General features: G+C 72.7%; 18 protein-coding genes. 14 read left to right on the forward strand and 4 right to left on the reverse strand.

Features of this window, described 5'->3' with window-relative positions:
- Positions 1-56: 56 nt before the first annotated feature.
- Genes pdxS through RGQ06_RS15750 form a run of 5 tightly spaced genes read left to right on the forward strand, consistent with a single transcriptional unit; the run spans position 57 to position 4,437 of the window.
- Positions 57-980, forward strand: a complete 924-nt coding sequence (pdxS, locus tag RGQ06_RS15730) for a pyridoxal 5'-phosphate synthase lyase subunit PdxS (RefSeq protein WP_432429525.1) — start codon at positions 57-59, stop codon at positions 978-980.
- A gap of 20 nt (positions 981-1,000) precedes the next feature.
- Positions 1,001-1,570 carry a pyridoxal 5'-phosphate synthase glutaminase subunit PdxT gene (gene pdxT / locus RGQ06_RS15735; RefSeq protein WP_432430726.1) on the forward strand — a complete coding sequence of 190 codons (570 nt, stop codon included), beginning with the start codon at positions 1,001-1,003 and terminating at the stop codon, positions 1,568-1,570.
- A complete protein-coding gene (locus RGQ06_RS15740) occupies positions 1,571-2,320 on the forward strand; it encodes a YebC/PmpR family DNA-binding transcriptional regulator (RefSeq protein ID WP_432429524.1) in 750 nt (249 codons plus the stop codon).
- Positions 2,320-2,790, forward strand: a complete 471-nt coding sequence (locus RGQ06_RS15745; protein ID WP_432429523.1) for a redoxin domain-containing protein — start codon at positions 2,320-2,322, stop codon at positions 2,788-2,790. Before RGQ06_RS15740 ends, RGQ06_RS15745 begins: the two co-directional genes overlap by 1 nt.
- The gene (locus RGQ06_RS15750) at positions 2,791-4,437 is read left to right on the forward strand and encodes an ABC-F family ATP-binding cassette domain-containing protein (protein WP_432429522.1); all 1,647 of its coding nucleotides are present in this window, start codon (positions 2,791-2,793) and stop codon (positions 4,435-4,437) included.
- Between the two features lie 17 nt (positions 4,438-4,454).
- On the opposite strand, the gene RGQ06_RS15755 is transcribed toward RGQ06_RS15750, so the two are convergent.
- Both RGQ06_RS15755 and RGQ06_RS15760 read right to left on the reverse strand, forming a co-directional pair.
- Positions 4,455-5,381 (reverse strand): ABC transporter permease subunit, encoded by a 927-nt coding sequence (locus tag RGQ06_RS15755; RefSeq protein WP_432429521.1) that lies wholly within the window; start codon positions 5,379-5,381, stop codon positions 4,455-4,457.
- On the reverse strand, positions 5,378-6,388 hold the full coding sequence (locus tag RGQ06_RS15760) for an ATP-binding cassette domain-containing protein (RefSeq protein ID WP_432429520.1): 1,011 nt from the start codon (positions 6,386-6,388) through the stop codon (positions 5,378-5,380). The genes RGQ06_RS15755 and RGQ06_RS15760 overlap by 4 nt, the downstream gene beginning before the upstream one ends.
- Positions 6,389-6,479: 91 nt before the next feature.
- Between RGQ06_RS15760 and ruvC the strand changes: the two genes are divergently transcribed.
- From ruvC to ruvB, 3 genes are read left to right on the forward strand one after another with little or no spacing between them, the layout of a single operon-like run.
- Entirely contained in the window at positions 6,480-6,989 is a 510-nt protein-coding gene (gene ruvC / locus RGQ06_RS15765) for a crossover junction endodeoxyribonuclease RuvC (protein WP_432429519.1), read from the forward strand.
- On the forward strand, positions 6,986-7,603 hold the full coding sequence (ruvA, locus tag RGQ06_RS15770) for a Holliday junction branch migration protein RuvA (protein ID WP_432429518.1): 618 nt from the start codon (positions 6,986-6,988) through the stop codon (positions 7,601-7,603). Before ruvC ends, ruvA begins: the two co-directional genes overlap by 4 nt.
- A 10-nt stretch (positions 7,604-7,613) precedes the next feature.
- On the forward strand, positions 7,614-8,648 hold the full coding sequence (gene ruvB / locus RGQ06_RS15775; protein ID WP_432429517.1) for a Holliday junction branch migration DNA helicase RuvB: 1,035 nt from the start codon (positions 7,614-7,616) through the stop codon (positions 8,646-8,648).
- 9 nt (positions 8,649-8,657) lie between these two features.
- On the opposite strand, the gene RGQ06_RS15780 is transcribed toward ruvB, so the two are convergent.
- Positions 8,658-8,861, reverse strand: coding sequence for a hypothetical protein (locus RGQ06_RS15780; RefSeq protein ID WP_432429516.1), 204 nt, complete (start codon positions 8,859-8,861; stop codon positions 8,658-8,660).
- Positions 8,858-9,940, reverse strand: coding sequence for an RNA polymerase sigma factor (locus RGQ06_RS15785; RefSeq protein ID WP_432429515.1), 1,083 nt, complete (start codon positions 9,938-9,940; stop codon positions 8,858-8,860). Before RGQ06_RS15785 ends, RGQ06_RS15780 begins: the two co-directional genes overlap by 4 nt.
- A gap of 128 nt (positions 9,941-10,068) precedes the next feature.
- Here RGQ06_RS15785 and queA point away from each other — a divergent pair, with 128 nt between their 5' ends.
- The 6 genes from queA to RGQ06_RS15815 all read left to right on the forward strand — a co-directional run bounded on the left by queA (position 10,069) and on the right by RGQ06_RS15815 (position 15,642).
- Entirely contained in the window at positions 10,069-11,118 is a 1,050-nt protein-coding gene (gene queA, locus RGQ06_RS15790; RefSeq protein WP_432429514.1) for a tRNA preQ1(34) S-adenosylmethionine ribosyltransferase-isomerase QueA, read from the forward strand.
- Complete coding sequence (gene tgt, locus RGQ06_RS15795; RefSeq protein ID WP_432429513.1) at positions 11,115-12,218, forward strand: tRNA guanosine(34) transglycosylase Tgt; 1,104 nt, start codon at positions 11,115-11,117, stop codon at positions 12,216-12,218. Before queA ends, tgt begins: the two co-directional genes overlap by 4 nt.
- A 55-nt stretch (positions 12,219-12,273) precedes the next feature.
- On the forward strand, positions 12,274-12,558 hold the full coding sequence (gene yajC, locus RGQ06_RS15800; protein ID WP_432429512.1) for a preprotein translocase subunit YajC: 285 nt from the start codon (positions 12,274-12,276) through the stop codon (positions 12,556-12,558).
- An 8-nt stretch (positions 12,559-12,566) separates the two neighbouring features.
- Entirely contained in the window at positions 12,567-14,021 is a 1,455-nt protein-coding gene (gene secD / locus RGQ06_RS15805; protein WP_432429511.1) for a protein translocase subunit SecD, read from the forward strand.
- Positions 14,018-15,103, forward strand: a complete 1,086-nt coding sequence (gene secF, locus RGQ06_RS15810; RefSeq protein WP_432429510.1) for a protein translocase subunit SecF — start codon at positions 14,018-14,020, stop codon at positions 15,101-15,103. The genes secD and secF overlap by 4 nt, the downstream gene beginning before the upstream one ends.
- Positions 15,104-15,201: 98 nt before the next feature.
- Complete coding sequence (locus RGQ06_RS15815) at positions 15,202-15,642, forward strand: RDD family protein (RefSeq protein ID WP_432429509.1); 441 nt, start codon at positions 15,202-15,204, stop codon at positions 15,640-15,642.
- The last annotated feature ends 14 nt before the right edge of the window (positions 15,643-15,656 follow it).

Raw genomic sequence — 15,656 nt, forward strand, 5'->3', positions numbered from 1 at the left:
CCTGTCACACGATCGCGTTGGGAGATCCGGCCCGGGTCGCCCGTAGACTCGGGGGCATGTCGAGCGACGCCCAGGACACGGCCAGGAGCCACGAGACCGGCACGTTCCGCGTGAAGCGTGGGCTGGCCGAGATGCTGAAGGGCGGCGTCATCATGGACGTCGTCACCCCGGAGCAGGCCAAGGTCGCCGAGGACGCCGGTGCCGTCGCGGTCATGGCGCTCGAGCGCGTGCCCGCCGACATCCGCGTCGACGGCGGCGTCGCCCGCATGTCCGACCCGGACATGATCGACGGCATCCAGGCCGCGGTCAGCATCCCGGTGATGGCCAAGGCCCGCATCGGCCACTTCGTCGAGGCCCAGATCCTGCAGGCCCTCGGGGTCGACTACGTCGACGAGTCCGAGGTCCTCACCCCGGCCGACGAGACCCATCACATCGACAAGTGGGCCTTCACCGTCCCCTTCGTCTGCGGCGCCACCAACCTCGGCGAGGCGCTGCGGCGCATCAGCGAGGGTGCCGCGATGATCCGCTCCAAGGGCGAGGCCGGCACCGGCAACGTGGTCCAGGCCGTCCGCCACCTTCGCTCCATCACCGGCGACATCCGCAAGCTCACGCAGGCCGACGAGCCCGAGCTGTTCGAGTGGGCCAAGCAGCTCCGTGCCCCGCTGCCGCTCGTCCAGGAGATCGCCGAGACGGGCACCCTGCCCGTGCCGCTGTTCTGCGCCGGCGGCCTGGCCACCCCGGCCGACGCCGCCCTCGCCATGCAGCTCGGCGCCGACGCGGTGTTCGTGGGCTCGGGCATCTTCAAGTCCGACGAGCCCGCCCCCCGGGCCAAGGCCATCGTCGAGGCCACCACGCACTTCCGCGACGCCGACATCCTGGCCAAGGTCTCCCGTGGCCTCGGCACCCCGATGACCGGCATCGGCATGGACCCGGCCGGCACCGCCACCGACGGCACCCGGTTCGAGGACCGGGGCTGGTAGCGATCCCGACCGTCGGCGTCCTGGCGCTCCAGGGCGCGTTCGCACGCCACGCCAAGGCCCTCGAGGCCTGCGGCGTCACCACGGCCGAGGTCCGCCGGCCCGAGCACCTCGACGGCGTCGACGCGCTCGTGCTGCCCGGGGGCGAGTCGTCGACGATGTCGATGCTGCTCGAGCGTGGCGATCTGTTCGACCCCGTGGCGAAGCGCCTCGCGGACGGCATGCCTGCCCTCGGCACCTGCGCGGGCATGATCCTGCTCAGCAGCGAGATCCTCGACGGTCGCCCCGACCAGCGGTGCTTCGGCGCCGTGGACATCTCGGTGCGCCGCAACGCCTACGGACGCCAGGTCGACAGCTTCGAAGCGGACCTCGACCTGTCCTCGGCCGGCGTCGACGATCCGACCGTCCCGTTCCACGCATCCTTCATCCGCGCGCCCGTCGTGGAACGGAGAGGTGAGGGCGTGACCGTGCTCGCCGAGGTCGACGGTCGACCCGTACTGTGCGCATCCGGCCCGGTGATGGTCGCGGCGTTCCACCCGGAGCTGTCCGACGACCTGCGCATCCACCGGCGATTCCTCGAGGAGGTCCTCTAGATGTCCGGCCATTCCAAGTGGGCGACGATCAAGCACAAGAAGGCCGCCACGGATCAGAAGCGGGCCAAGGTCTTCGCCAAGCTGATCCGCCAGGTGGAGGTGGCCGCTCGCGAAGGCGGCGGCGACCTCGATGCCAACCCGACCCTGCGGACCATGTTCCAGAAGGCCCGGGACAACTCCATCCCCCTCGACACGATCGAGCGGGCGGTCAAGCGGGGCACCGGCGACCTCGAGGGCGTGGTCTACGAGCAGATCACCTACGAGGGCTACGGGCCCAACGGGGTCGGCATGCTCGTCGAGGTGCTCACCGACAACCGCAACCGCGCCGCCGCCGACGTGCGCAACGCCTTCACCAAGAACGGCGGCTCGCAGGCCGAGCCCGGTGCCGTGTCCTGGCAGTTCGACCGCAAGGGCGTGATCATCGTCCCCAAGTCGGTCGCCGAGGACGACCTCATGCTGGTGGCGCTCGAGGCCGGGGCCGAGGACATCACCGACGAGGAGTCGATCTGGCAGGTGGTCACCCCGGCCACCGACCTGCCCGACGTCCGCCAGGCGCTCGACGACGCCGGCATCGACGTCGAGAGCTCCGAGGTCACGATGCTCCCGCAGAACACCGTGCCGATCACCGAGGCCGACAAGGCCAAGCAGACGTTGCGCATCGTGGAGGCGCTCGAGGACCTCGACGACGTCCAGGCCGTCTACGCCAACTTCGACATGACGGCCGACATGATGGAAGCGGCGGCGGGCTGATGGTGGCGATCGGCGCCGCCGCCCCGGGCTTCGAGCTCGAGGGCACCGACGGCACCGACGAGGGCCGGCGCACGTACCGCCTCGCCGACTACGCCGGCACGCCGGTGGTGCTCGTCTTCTACCCGGGCGACAACACGCCCGTCTGCACCCGCCAGCTGAACGAGTACACCGCCGAGATCGACGCGTTCCACGACGTCGGCGCCCAGGTGCTCGCCATCTCCCCGAACGACGTGCCCAGCCACGAGGACTTCGCCGACAAGCAGGGCGGCTTCGGCTTCCCGCTCCTCGCCGACACCGACAAGGCCGTGGGCGAGGCCTACGGCATCCTCGGCCCGCTCGGGTTCTACCGCCGCTCGGTCTTCGTGATCGACGCCGCGGGCACGGTCGCCTACTCCCACCGCGCCATCGCCGGGCTCACGTTCCGCCCCACCGAGGAGCTGGTCCGCGCCGTCGAGGCCGCCAAGGCCTGAGTGTCCGCCCAGATCGTCGCCCGCAACCTGTCGTTCGCCCACGGCCCCGAGGTCGTGCTGGCCGACGTGTCGCTCACCGTCGCCAGCGGCCACCGCATCGGTGTGGTCGGGCCCAACGGGGTGGGCAAGTCCACCTTGCTCCGGCTGCTGGTCGGTGACCTGGAACCCGAGCGCGGCACGGTCGCGCGGGTCCCCGCCGATGCCCGGGTCGGGCACCTCACCCAGGAGCTCGACGTGCGGGCGGGCGAGACCATCGCCGACGTCATCGCCCGCCGCACCGGCGCCGACATGGCCCAGCGCGAGCTCGACGCGTCGATGCGCGCCATGGCCGCGGGCGACGCGGATGCCGCCGACCGCTACAGCGCCGCGCTGGAGACCTGGTTGCACCTCGGGGTCGCCGACCTCGATGCCACGATGGCCGAGACCCTGGAACGGGTCGGGTTGGGGGCGGGCCGGGCCGGTCAGCCGGCGGCGACGCTCTCCGGCGGCGAGCGAGCCCGGGTGAACCTGGCCTCGGTGCTGCTCGCCGGGTTCGATCTCCTGGCCCTCGACGAGCCCACCAACGACCTCGATCTGGCCGGGCTCGCCCTGCTCGAGGACTTCCTCGTGCACTCGCCCGCCGGCTTCGTCCTCATCTCCCACGACCGGGCGTTCCTCGAGCGGGTGGTCACGAGCGTGGTGGAGATCGACGAGCACGAGCGGACCGCGACCCGCTACGACGGCGGCTGGCAGGCCTACCTCGATGCTCGCGCCGCCGCCCGGCGCCACGCCGAGGAGGCCTTCGCCGGCTACGTGGAGACCCGTGACAGCCTCCGGGGCCAGGCCCAGCAGACCCGGGAGTGGTCGGCGAAGGGCATCGGCAAGGTGAAGCGCTCCGGCGAGCCCGACAAGAACATCCGTGCCTTCAACAAGGCGTCCTCGGAGAAGCTGGCCGGCAAGGCGGCCCGGGCGGAGAAGGCGCTCGAGCGGCTCGACGTGGTCGACAAGCCGTGGGAGGGCTGGGACCTCCGCCTCGACTTCGCCACGACGGGGCGGTCCGGTGACGAGGTGGTCAGCCTGCGTGACGTCGTCGTCGACCACGGCGCGGGGTTCACGCTCGGACCGATCACCCTCGACATCGGCTACGGCGAGCGGGTCGCGCTCGTCGGCCCGAACGGCTCCGGCAAGACCACGCTGCTGCGCACGATGCTCGGCGACATCGAGCCGACCAGCGGCACGGTGCGGGTCGGTCCGTCGGTCGTGGTCGGCACGCTCGACCAGTCGCGCGGTCGCTTCGCCGGCGAGGAAGCCCTCGTCGACGCGTTCGTCGCCGAGACCGGGATCCTCGCGAACGAGGCCCGCTCCCAGCTGGCCAAGCTCGGCCTCGGCCCGGAGCACGTGTCCCGGCCCACCAGCCGGCTCTCACCGGGGGAGCGCACGCGGGCGGTGCTGGCCGCGTTCGCGCTCGTCGGCGTCAACCTGCTCGTCCTCGACGAGCCGACGAACCACCTGGACCTGCCGGCGATCGAGCAGCTGGAGGCTGCGCTCGAGTCCTACCCGGGCACCCTGCTGCTCGTCACCCACGACCGGCGGCTGCTCGAGACCGTCACCCTCAGCCGACGGATCGAGCTGGCCGGCGGCACGATCGTCGCCGACGACCCGCTCTGACCCGGAGGGCTCGGCGCCTACTGCTCGTCGGCGACGCCGAGGAGCCGGGCCCGGGAGACGGCGCGCATGCCGCGCCGCAGGCCGAGGACGGCGAGGAGCCAGGCGAGGCCGCCGATGATCCACGTGACCCGGGCGCCGCCGAACAGGGCGCCGGTGGACTGGGAGTAGGCGACCATGATCAGCGGGAGGCTGACCAGGCCCGACGCCTGCTGGGCCGCGGCCGTGGACTTCACCCGGGCCGACAGGCGCAGCACGAGCGACAGCGTGAGGGCCAGGAACGGCGGGACGACCCAGGCCATGAGGATCCACCACTGCGTCGTCGGGAAGAACCAGCCGCCCACCTCCGGCCCGACGATGAGGTTGACGATGAGCGAGTAGATGCCGAAGCCGACGACGGTGGTGACGTAGCCGGGGATGAGCGAGGCCAGCAGCTTGCCGAGGTAGATCTCGCGCACCCCGGCGGGGGAGTGGGCGAGGAACTCCCCGGTGCCCCGCTCGCGCTCGCCCACGATGGTGGCGGCACCGACCGCGGTGGAGATCGTGAGGGGCACCACGACGGCGACCGGGGCGAACAGGAAGACGGCCAGCGCGTACGAGGCCTGGCCCTGCGGGGTGGCGTCGTCGCCGCCGGTGGACGACTGGATCGACTCCTGGGCGCGGTCGGGCAGCACCTCGAGGGTCTGGCTGATCTGCTCGACGGCGTCGACCGTGGCGATCGAGGTGAGGCTGAACAGCAAGATGGTGGGGACGACGCAGAAGAAGATCGCCCCGAGGCCGACCATCGGGCCCCAGAAGTCCTTGGCCTGGATCAGCTGCTTGAGGTCGGTGCGGGCGACGGTGGCGATCTGGCCCCACTCGATCCGGCCGGTCTCGCGCTGCGCCGGGCGCTGCGGGTAGCCCTGGCCCTTCGGGGGCGGCGCGGGCGGGTCGATGGTCGCGGTCACTGGACGACCTCGCCGATGCGGTTCTCGCCGCTGTCGCGCCGGACGGCGAAGTACAGGTCCTCGAGGGAGTGGCGCTCCGCCTCGACCCTGGTCACCCGGGCGCCGGCCCGGGCGAGGGCGTGCACGAGGTCGGGGATGCGGGCGAGGTCGTCGACGACCACGGTGGCCGGGCCGTCGTCACGGTGGCGGACGTCGTGCACGCCGGGCTCGCCGGCGAGGGCGGCGAGGGCGGCTCGGTCCTCGGCGTCGATGAGGACGGTGCGGTCAGGCCAGTAGCGGCGCACGAGCTCGTCCGGTGGGCCCTGCACCAGCGACTGCCCGTCCTGCAGCATCACGACCTGGTCGGCGAGGCCCTCGGCCTCGAGCAGCAGGTGGGTGCACATGATCACGGTGTTGCCCTGGCCCGTCATCTCCCGGATCAGCTCCAGCACCGCGTAGGACGACTCCGGGTCGAGGCCGGACGTGGGCTCGTCGTAGAGGACCAGCTCGGGCTCGTGCAGCACGCTGCGGGCCAGGGCGAGCCGGGTCTTCATGCCGGTGGAGTAGCCGCCGACCTGCTGGTCGAGGGCGCCGGCGATGCCGAAGCGCTCCGCCGCCTCGCCGATGCGCCGGGCGGCGACGTCGCGGCGGCCGAGGCCGTAGAGCTCGGCGGCGTAGCGCAGGTTGTCGAGGCCGGAGAGCCGGTCGTAGAGGGCGGGCTTGGCCGAGACGATGCCGATGCGGCGCCGCACCTCGGGGCCGTCGGTGGCCGGGTCGAGGCCGAAGACCCGCACCGTGCCGCCGTCGGGCCCGAGCGCGCCGGTGACCACCCGGGTGCAGGTCGTCTTGCCGGCGCCGTTGGGGCCGAGCAGGACCGTGATGGACCGGGCCGGGACGGTGAAGGACAGCCCGGCGAGGGCCGTCTGGTCGCCGAAGGTGCGCTCGACCCGGTCGAGGGACACCACGGGCGCGTGGCCGGCGGGGGCACGGTCGGGCGCGGAGGCAGAGGGGACAGAGGGGAGGGTCATGACCACGGGCATTGCATCGGCACCACGAGGGCGCCAGTTGAGCAGAGCGGGGTCCGCGGCCGGGATCGCCTCGCCCGGTAGGGTCGAACCCGTGTTCGTGTGGGGCATCGACCCGGGTCTCTCCCGCTGCGGCTACGCGGTGCTCGACACCGGTCGAGCCGGTGGCGCCGCCCTCGTGGCCCTCGGGGTCTTCAAGACCTCACCGGACCTCCCCGTCCCCCAGCGCCTCCACGCCCTGCAGGCCGACGTGCGCGAGCTCGTCGCCGACCATCCCCCCGGCGCCGTGGCCATCGAGCGCATCCTGTTCTCGGTCAACGTCCGCACCGCCATCGGGGTGGCCCAGGCCGCCGGCATCGTGATGGTGGAGGCGATCGCGGCGGGTGCCGAGGTCACCGAGTACTCGCCGAACGAGATCAAGCAGGCGGTCACCGGCGACGGTGCCGCCGACAAGACCCAGATCGAGACCATGGTGCAACGACTCCTCCAGATCGACCGCCCCATCCGCCCGGTCGACGCCGCCGACGCCGCCGCCATCGCGCTGTGCCACGTCGCCCGGGCGCCGATGCTCGCCCGGATCGCCGCCGCCGGAGGCCGACGGTGATCGGCTCGCTGCGGGGCACCCTGCTCGACCGGGCCGACGACGAGGTGCTCGTCGAGGTGGCCGGGATCGGCCACCGGATCATGGTGAGCCCCACCACCGCGGTCTCCCTCGGCGACCTCGGCGACGAGGTCTTCGTGTGGGTCCACCACCACATCCGCGAGGACACCCAGGCCCTCTACGGCTTCGCCACCGCCGATGCCCGCCGCTGCTTCACCGCGCTGCTCGGCGCCCACGGCGTCGGGCCCTCGCTCGCCCTCGGCATCCTCTCCGTGCACGGCCCCGGCGACCTGGCCCGCGTGCTGGCCGAGGACGACGTCGCCGCCCTCTGCCTCGTGCCGGGCGTCGGCAAGAAGACGGCCACCCGGCTCCTGGTCGAGCTGAAGAGCCGCCTCGACATCCCCCTCGACACCGGCGTGCCGGGCACCACGGGGTCGTCCGCCGGTGCGACCGGCACCGGGGGCGCGGCCGCCGCCCGGGCCGACGTGCGCGAGGCGCTCGCCGGCCTCGGCTACGGGCTCGAGGAGATCCGCGACGTGCTGGCCGACCTGCCCGACGGCGACGACCCCTCCGTCCTGCTCAAGCACGCCCTGCAGCGCCTGGCGGTGTCCCGATGAGGCCGGTCCGATGAGGGAGGAGCTGCTGGATCCGGACCCGCTCGAGGGCGAGGTCGTCGACGACAACGGGCTGCGGCCCCGGTCGCTGGCCGACTTCGTGGGCCAGGCCCGGCTGAAGGAGCACCTCGGCATCATCCTCGAGGCCGCCCGCCGCCGCGGCCAGGCCGTCGACCACCTGCTCTTCGCCGGTCCGCCCGGCCTCGGCAAGACCACCTTGGCGGCCATCGTCGCCAACGAGATGGGTGTGCGCCACGTGCCCACGTCGGGCCCGGCCATCGAGCGCGCCGGCGACCTCGCCGCCATCCTCACCCAGCTCGAGGAGGGTGACGTCCTCTTCGTCGACGAGATCCACCGCCTGCCCCGGGCCGTCGAGGAGGTCCTGTACCCGGCGATGGAGGACTTCCAGCTCGACATCGTGATCGGCAAGGGCCCCGCCGCCCGCTCCATCCGCCTCGACCTGCCGCCCTTCACCCTCGTCGGCGCCACCACCCGCACCGGTGCCATCACCGGCCCGCTGCGCGACCGCTTCGGTCTGGTCGAGCGGCTCGACTTCTACACGTCGCTCGAGCTCGAGGCCATCGTCGTGCGGGCCGCGTCGATCCTCGACGTCGTGCTCGACGACAGCGGCGCCACCGAGATCGCCCGCCGGGCCCGGGGGACGCCCCGCATCGCCAACCGCCTGCTGCGCCGGGTGCGCGACTACGCCGAGGTGCGCGGCGACGGCACGATCGACCAGTCCACGGCGGCCCTCGGGCTGGCCACCTTCGGGGTGGACGAGCGCGGCCTCGACAAGGTCGACCGGTCCATCCTGTCCGCCATCTGCGAGCGCTTCGGCGGGGGCCCCGTCGGGCTGTCCACGTTGGCGATCAGCGTGGGGGAGCAGACCGAGACCGTCGAGGACGTCTACGAGCCGTTCCTCATCCAGCAGGGCCTGCTGATGCGCACCCCCAAGGGGCGGGTCTGCACGGCCGGAGCCTGGGAGCACCTCGGCCTGGTGGCACCCCGCACCGCGGAGACCGACGGCCCGAGCGCGCTGTTCGAGTAGCGCCCCCGGTCAGGGCAGGACGACGTCGAGGATCGGGCCGAGCGGCTCCTCGACGCAGGTCGCAACGTCGATGGTGCGGACCCCGACGCAGGCGATGTAGTCGTCGCTGACCCGCACGGCGGGATCGGCGGTGGCGGCGGGTGCGCCCACGGTGCCGGCGAGGGCGACGGCGGCGAGGGCAGCGCCGGCGGCGATGGTGCGGCGACGGGTCACGGGGTACCTCCGAGGAGCGGTTCGAACGTGCGGGCGAGTCCGTCGCCGACGGTGCCGAGGGCGGGGCGGGGATCGAGGCCGGCGAATGCCTGGCCGAGGTCGGAGCGCACGGGCATCTCCTCGGCCTCGCCGGAGGCCCGGTCCACCCCGTCGGGGCCGACGAAGACGTCGACGGGACCGGCGGCCGCCGCCGGCGCCGGCGGCGGGGGTGATGGTTGTGGGCCGACGGGTGGCGGTGCCTCGCCGGTCGGGTCGACGCCGGCGACCACGACCGGTTCCCCCGGATCGACCGGTACGGCGGCGGCCCGGACGTTGCTGGCCGCCGTCGTCTCGGGTGCCGTGGCGGTCACGGTGTCGGGTCCGGGTGACGGGGCCAGCACGAGCGCGGCGGTCACGGCGCCGGCGACCACCGGGGCGCCGATCGCGCCGACCTCGACCCAGCGCTCGGAGACCTTGGCCCGCAGCTCGCCGAGGCGGGTGGCGGCCAGCCCGAGGACGGGGAGGCCCCAGAGGCCCCGGGCATCCCCGGCGACGGTGGCGTACTCGCGCCGCAGCGCCTTGCGGGCCCGGTGGAGGAGGGCCTCGACCGTGGTGATCGGGACGTCGAGCTCGTGGCCGATCTCGGCGTAGCTCAGGCCCTGGGCCTCACGCAGGAGCAGGACCTCCCGGTGGCGGGGCCCGACCGCGGCCAGGGCGTCGCGGACGTGGCCGGCGTCGACGGCGGCGAAGAGGTGGTCCACGTCGGGCTCCACCGAGCCGAGGTCGGGTTGGTCGGTCAGCTCGACGCGGGCGAGCTTGCGGTGCCGATCGATGGTGAGGCGCTTCGCGATCACCGTCATCCACGGGTAGAAGCGGCGTTCGCCGGTGAGGCTGTCCATGGAGCGCAGCGCCTTGACGAAGGCCTCCTGGGCGATCTCCTCGGCCTCGTGGACGTCGCGGGTGTGGCGCTGGCAGAAGCGGTGGAGCCGATCGAAGTAGCGCCGGTAGAGCTCGTCGAACGCAGACGGATCGCCGTTCTGGTACCGCTCGACGAGGTCCCGGTCGCGGCCGAGGTCGACGTCGTCCGCTCGTAGCGCCATGTTCCCTCCGAACCCCGAGCCTGGACCAGCTGTGCACGCGCGGGTCCGCTCGTCGACCCGCGGCACCTACTTCGACGTGCGGGCGGGGGTTCCCTCCCGGGCGGGTCCACCCCGTAGCGTCGCTCGACGTGGAGACGGCGAGCTTCGACTACGACCTGCCGGACTCGGCGATCGCCCAGGCGCCCGTCGAGCCCCGCGACGCCGCCCTCATGCTGGTCGACCGCGGCGCAGGCGCCGCGCCCGAGCACCGCACGGTCGCCGACCTGCCCGGCCTGCTCGGTCCCGGTGACGTCGTCGTCGTGAACACCACCCGGGTGCTGCGGGCCCGGCTGCACCTCCGCAAGACCACCGGCGGCGCCGTGGAGGTCCTCCTCCTCGAACCGCTCGAGGGGGATCGGTGGGAGGCCCTGGTGCGCCCCGGTCGCCGGGTCCCGCCCGGCACGGTCCTCGCGCCCGTCGCCGACGACGGACCGTCCCTGCGGGTGGAGGTCGGCGAGATCCTCGACGAGGGACGCCGCGTCGTGTCGCTGGTCACCGACGATGTCGTCGGCGCGCTCGACGCCCACGGTGCCGTCCCGCTGCCGCCCTACATCACCGAGCCGCTCGGCGACCCCGACCGCTACCAGACCGTCTACGCCGACCAGCCGGGATCGGTCGCCGCCCCCACGGCCGGACTCCACCTCACCGACCGGGTCCTGGACGGCATCCGGGCAGCCGGCGCCCAGGTGGTCGGCGTCGACCTGTGGGTCGGCCTGGGGACCTTCCGGCCCATCAGCGCCGAGCAGGTGGAGGACCACGAGATGCACACCGAGCGCTACCAGGTGCCCGAGGCCACCTGGGCCGCCTGCGAGCAGGCCGACCGGGTCGTCGCCATCGGCACGACCACCGTCCGCGCCCTCGAGAGCGCGGCCGCCTCCGGATCGCTGTCCGGCCGGACCGACCTGTTCCTGCACCCCGGGAGCGAGGTCGCCGTGGTCGACGTGCTCCTCACCAACTACCACCTGCCCCGCTCCAGCCTGCTCGTGCTGGTGGAGGCCTTCGCCGGCCCGCACTGGCGGGACCTGTACGCCACCGCGCTCGCCGAGGGCTACCGGTTCCTGAGCTTCGGGGACTGCATGCTCCTCGGTCGCGACGGCGCCGGCGTCGAGGACCGGACGGACCGGGAGGTGACGGCATGACCCTGTCCGTCGAGGTCGAGGCCACCGCCGGAGCGGCGCGGGCCACCACCATCACCACCGCCCGGGGAACGGTCACCACGCCCTGCTTCATGCCGGTGGGCACCCGCGGGGTGGTGCGGGCCGTCGAGACGGCAGATCTCGAGGCGCTCGGCGCCCAGATCGTCCTCGGCAACACCTACCACCTGCTCTTCCGCCCCGGCCCCGATGTCGTCGAGCAGCTCGGCGGCATCCACGGCTTCAGCGACTGGGGCGGTCACGTGCTCACCGACAGCGGGGGCTACCAGGTCTTCTCCCTGTCCCCGAAGGTCGACGACGACGGCGTCACGTTCCGCTCCACCTACGACGGCGACGAGTACCGATTGACACCTGAAGGCGCCGTGGACGTGCAGCTCGCGCTCGGCGCCGACATCCAGATGGTGCTGGACGAGTGCGCGCCGCTGCCCAGCCCGCCCGAGGTCATCCGGCGGGCCCTCGACCGCACCGCCGACTGGGCCTCCCGGGCCCGCCGCGCCTTCCTCGCCCACGACCTGCCGGCGCGGAACCAGTTCGGCATCGTCCAGGGCGGGGTCGATGCCGAGATGCGGATCGAGAGCGCCCAGCGGACCGTGGACATCGGCTTCGACGGCTACGCGATCGGCGGGCTGTCGGTGGGGGAGTCGCGGGACGAGATGCTGCCGGCCCTCGCCGCCGCGATCGCCGAGCTGCCGGCCGACGCGCCCCGCTACCTCATGGGGCTCGGGGACCCGGTCGGGATCGTGGAGTCCATCGCCCTCGGCGTCGACCTGTTCGACTGCGTGCTGCCCACCCGCTTCGGCCGCCACGGCACCCTGCTGACCTCCGAGGGTCGCCTCAACCTCAAGAACAACCGGTTCGCCACCGACGCCGGGCCGCTCGACCCGGACTGCGACTGCCGGGTCTGCCAGCGATACTCGCGCGCGTACCTGCGCCACCTGTTCAACGTGCACGAGCCCACCGGCCCCCGGCTCACCACGCTCCACAACCTGGCGTGGACGCTGCGCCTCACCGACCGTGCCCGAGCCGCCGTGCTGGACGGGACCCTCGACGACCTCCGGGCCGAGGTCTCCGGGGTCTACGAGTAGCCCGCACCCCGCAACTAGCATCGTCCGGTCCGTCCCCGATCCCCGGTGGTACCTGGTGGAGCTGCTCGTCCCGATCGCGATCCTCGGCGTCATGTGGGCCGTGCTGATCCTCCCGCAGCAGCGCCGGGTCAAGGCGCACAAGGCCTACGTGGAGTCGCTCCAGGTCGGTGACGAGGTCGTCACCACCTCGGGCCTGTTCGGCACCGTGACCTCCCTGGACGAGGACCGCGCCCGCCTCCGCATCGCGCCGGACGTCGAGATCACCATGGCTCGCATGGCCGTCGCCCGGCCCCAGTCCGCGGTCGTGCCGGCCGACCCCACCCCCGAAGACCCCGAGTAGCTCCCCCCATGCGCCGCAACGGCCTCGTCTCCCTCATCTTCATCGTGGTGCTCGCCCTCGGCGGCCTCGTCTGGACCTTCGTCGCCGACAACGAGCCCCTGCTGGGGCTCGACCTCCAGGGCGGCGTGTCGGTCGTGCTCGAGCCGACGGAGGACGTCGACGACGATGCGATCTCCCAGGCCATCTCGATCATCCGCCAGCGCGTGGACGGCATCGGCGTCGCCGAGCCCGAGATCACCCGCCAGGACGACGCCATCGTCGTCCAGCTCCCCGGCATCGCCGACCGCGAGCAGGCCCTCGAGCTGGTCGGCCAGACGGCGGAGCTGCGGTTCCGTCCGGTCCTCCAGCTCCTGCCCGCCGGCCTCGACGGGATCGAGACCCCGACCGAGTCGGAAGGCGAGGACGCGCCCGAGGGCCTCGACGAGCTCCAGCTGACGCCCGCCGAGGACGACGTCGTCGAGGAACCGGTCACCCTGGCCCAGTACGACGACGACGACACGGAGATCGGCCGGTACCGCCTCGGTCCGGCCGAGGCCACCGGCGAGATCCTCAGCGGGGCCAGCGCCCAGCTGCAGGGCGTGGGCCAGTGGGCGGTCGCCGTGGAGGTCCGCGGCGACAGCATCGACGAGTTCAACGCCATCGCCGCCGAGTGCTTCAACGGCGCCCCGTCCTGCCCGACCCGCCAGCTCGCCATCGTCCTCGACGGCCGGGTCGTGTCCGCTCCGTCCATCAACGCACCGGCGTTCAACGCGGACGAGATCTCGATCAGCGGCGACTTCACCGAGGGCGAGGCCAAGGACCTGGCCCTGGTGCTGCGCTACGGCTCGCTGCCGGTGGAGCTCGAGGCCCAGCAGACCCAGTCCATCTCGGCCTCCATCGGCCAGGACGCCCTCGACGCCGGTGTCACCGCCGGCATCATCGGCCTCGCCATCGTCACCATCTACATGCTCGTCTACTACCGCCTGCTCGGCCTGGTCGCCATGCTGTCGCTGTCGGTCTCGGCGGCGCTGCTGTGGACGATGATCGCCTGGCTCGGCACCAACCAGGGCCTGGCCCTGACCCTCGCCGGGGTCACCGGCATCATCTTGTCGATCGGCGTGGCGGTGGACTCCAACGTGGTGTTCTACGAGCACCTCAAGGAGGAGGTCGCGGGCGGCCGGTCGCTGCGAGCTGCCGTCGACGGCTCCTTCGCCACCGCCTTCTCCACCATCGTGAAGGCCGACGTCGCCTCCCTCATCGGCGCCGCGATCCTGTACTGGCTCACCGTCGGCCCCGTGCGCGGCTTCGCCCTCTTCCTCGGGCTCTCGACGCTGCTCGACCTGATCGCCTCGTACTTCTTCATGCGGCCCCTCACCGTGCTGCTGGTGAAGTCCAAGCGGCTGCAGCACCGTCCCCGCCTCTTCGGGATGCCCACGCCCAAGGTCGACCGGGGTCTCGCCATCGACGAAGGAGCGCCGGCATGAGCGTCCGCGCCAAGCTCGCCAGCTTCGACAACGACATCGACTTCCGGCGGCTGTGGCGGATCGGTGCGATCGTCTCCGTCGTGCTGCTGCTGCTCAGCGGCGGCGCCCTGGTCTTCCGCGGCCTGAACCTCGGCATCGACTTCGAGGGCGGCACCGCGTGGGAGGTCGACGCGCCGGACGCATCCGTGTCCGAGGCGCGCGACGTGCTGACGCCCCTCGGCTTCGGCAACGCCAAGATCCAGTTCGTCGGCACCGACAACCTGCGGGTGCAGGCCGAACCGGGCGGCGAGGACGCCCTGTCCGAGGTGACCACGGCCCTGGCCGAGCTGGCCGGCGTCGATCGGACCGAGGTGGCCATCTCCACGGTCGGGCCGACCTGGGGGGACGAGATCCTCTCCAAGGCCCAGCGGGCCCTCGTGGTCTTCCTCGTGATCATCGCCGCCTACATGGCGATCCGGCTGGAGTGGAAGATGGCCGTCGGCGCGCTCGCCGCCCTCGTCCACGACATCCTCGTCACCGTCGGCTTCTACGCGCTGTTCCAGCTCGAGGTCACGCCAGCGACGGTGATCGCCTTCCTCACGATCATGGGCTACTCGCTCTACGACACCATCGTCGTGTTCGACAAGGCCCAGGCGAACGCCGAGCGGCCGGCGCTCGCGCAGAAGATGAGCTACACGGACCTGATGAGCCTGTCGCTCAACCAGGTGCTGATGCGCTCGCTCAACACGACGATCACGTCGCTGCTGCCGGTGCTGTCGATGCTGCTCGTGGGTTCGTTCCTGCTCGGCGCCGTGACGTTGCAGGAGTTCGCCTTCGCCCTCGCCGTCGGCCTCGCCATCGGTGCCTACTCCTCGGTCTTCGTGGCCACGCCGATCGTGGCCTGGCTCAAGGAGCGCGAGCCCTACCAGCAGAACCTGCGCCAGCGCCTGGACGCCCAGGGCGGCCGGCGCAAGGCCGAGCCGGTCACCGCCGGGGCCGGCGCCACGGCCACGGCCCCCGACCCGGGCCGGACCGCGGCTGCGCCCCAGCTGTCGGGCCGGACCATCCCACCCCGCCCCCGAAAGAAGGGCAAGCGCCGCTGATGTCCGACCTCCCGCCGCCGCCACCCCCGCCACCTCCGCCCTCCGAGCCGCCTCCGGGATCGTTCCCGGGGCCGTCGTCGGGTGGTCAGCTCACCCCGGTGGGGCCCTGGCCCCGCTTCGGCGCCCGGATCATCGACGGCCTCGTGCTGTTCATCCCCAACGCCATCATCGCCGCGGTGCTCACCGACGGCACCGCCACCAGCTTCGGGGGCGTGGGCACGGGCGAGGACTTCGCCTACCTGCTGGTCAGCACGCTCCTCGGCTTCGCCTACGCCGTCTTCCTCGAGGCATCCCGCGGCCAGACCGTGGGCAAGATGGCCCTCGGCTACAAGGTCATCGGCCCCGACGGGCGGGTCCCGAGCAACGAGGTCGCCATGCGTCGCAACGCCTGGCTGCTCCTCGGCCTCGTGCCCATCGTCGGCGGTGTGCTGTCCTTCGTCGCTGCGGTGGCGATCGGCGTGACCATCGCCAACGACCCGTTCAAGCGCGGCACGCACGACAACTTCGCCGGCGGGTCCGCCGTGGTTCGGGCTCGCTGACCCGTATCCTGAGC

Source organism: Salinilacustrithrix flava (assembly GCF_041228405.1).
Taxonomy (GTDB): Bacteria; Actinomycetota; Acidimicrobiia; order Acidimicrobiales; family Salinilacustritrichaceae; genus Salinilacustrithrix; species Salinilacustrithrix flava.

Bases quoted from the DNA above. Each gene is read 5' to 3' on its own strand.
- RGQ06_RS15760 (WP_432429520.1), bottom strand. From the start codon at position 6,388: ATGACCCTCCCCTCTGTCCCCTCTGCCTCCGCGCCCGACCGTGCCCCC.
- RGQ06_RS15785 (WP_432429515.1), bottom strand. From the start codon at position 9,940: ATGGCGCTACGAGCGGACGACGTCGACCTCGGCCGCGACCGGGACCTC.
- secD (WP_432429511.1), top strand. From the start codon at position 12,567: ATGCGCCGCAACGGCCTCGTCTCCCTCATCTTCATCGTGGTGCTCGCC.
- RGQ06_RS15740 (WP_432429524.1), top strand. From the start codon at position 1,571: ATGTCCGGCCATTCCAAGTGGGCGACGATCAAGCACAAGAAGGCCGCC.
- RGQ06_RS15745 (WP_432429523.1), top strand. From the start codon at position 2,320: ATGGTGGCGATCGGCGCCGCCGCCCCGGGCTTCGAGCTCGAGGGCACC.
- ruvB (WP_432429517.1), top strand. From the start codon at position 7,614: ATGAGGGAGGAGCTGCTGGATCCGGACCCGCTCGAGGGCGAGGTCGTC.
- secF (WP_432429510.1), top strand. From the start codon at position 14,018: ATGAGCGTCCGCGCCAAGCTCGCCAGCTTCGACAACGACATCGACTTC.
- pdxS (WP_432429525.1), top strand. From the start codon at position 57: ATGTCGAGCGACGCCCAGGACACGGCCAGGAGCCACGAGACCGGCACG.
- tgt (WP_432429513.1), top strand. From the start codon at position 11,115: ATGACCCTGTCCGTCGAGGTCGAGGCCACCGCCGGAGCGGCGCGGGCC.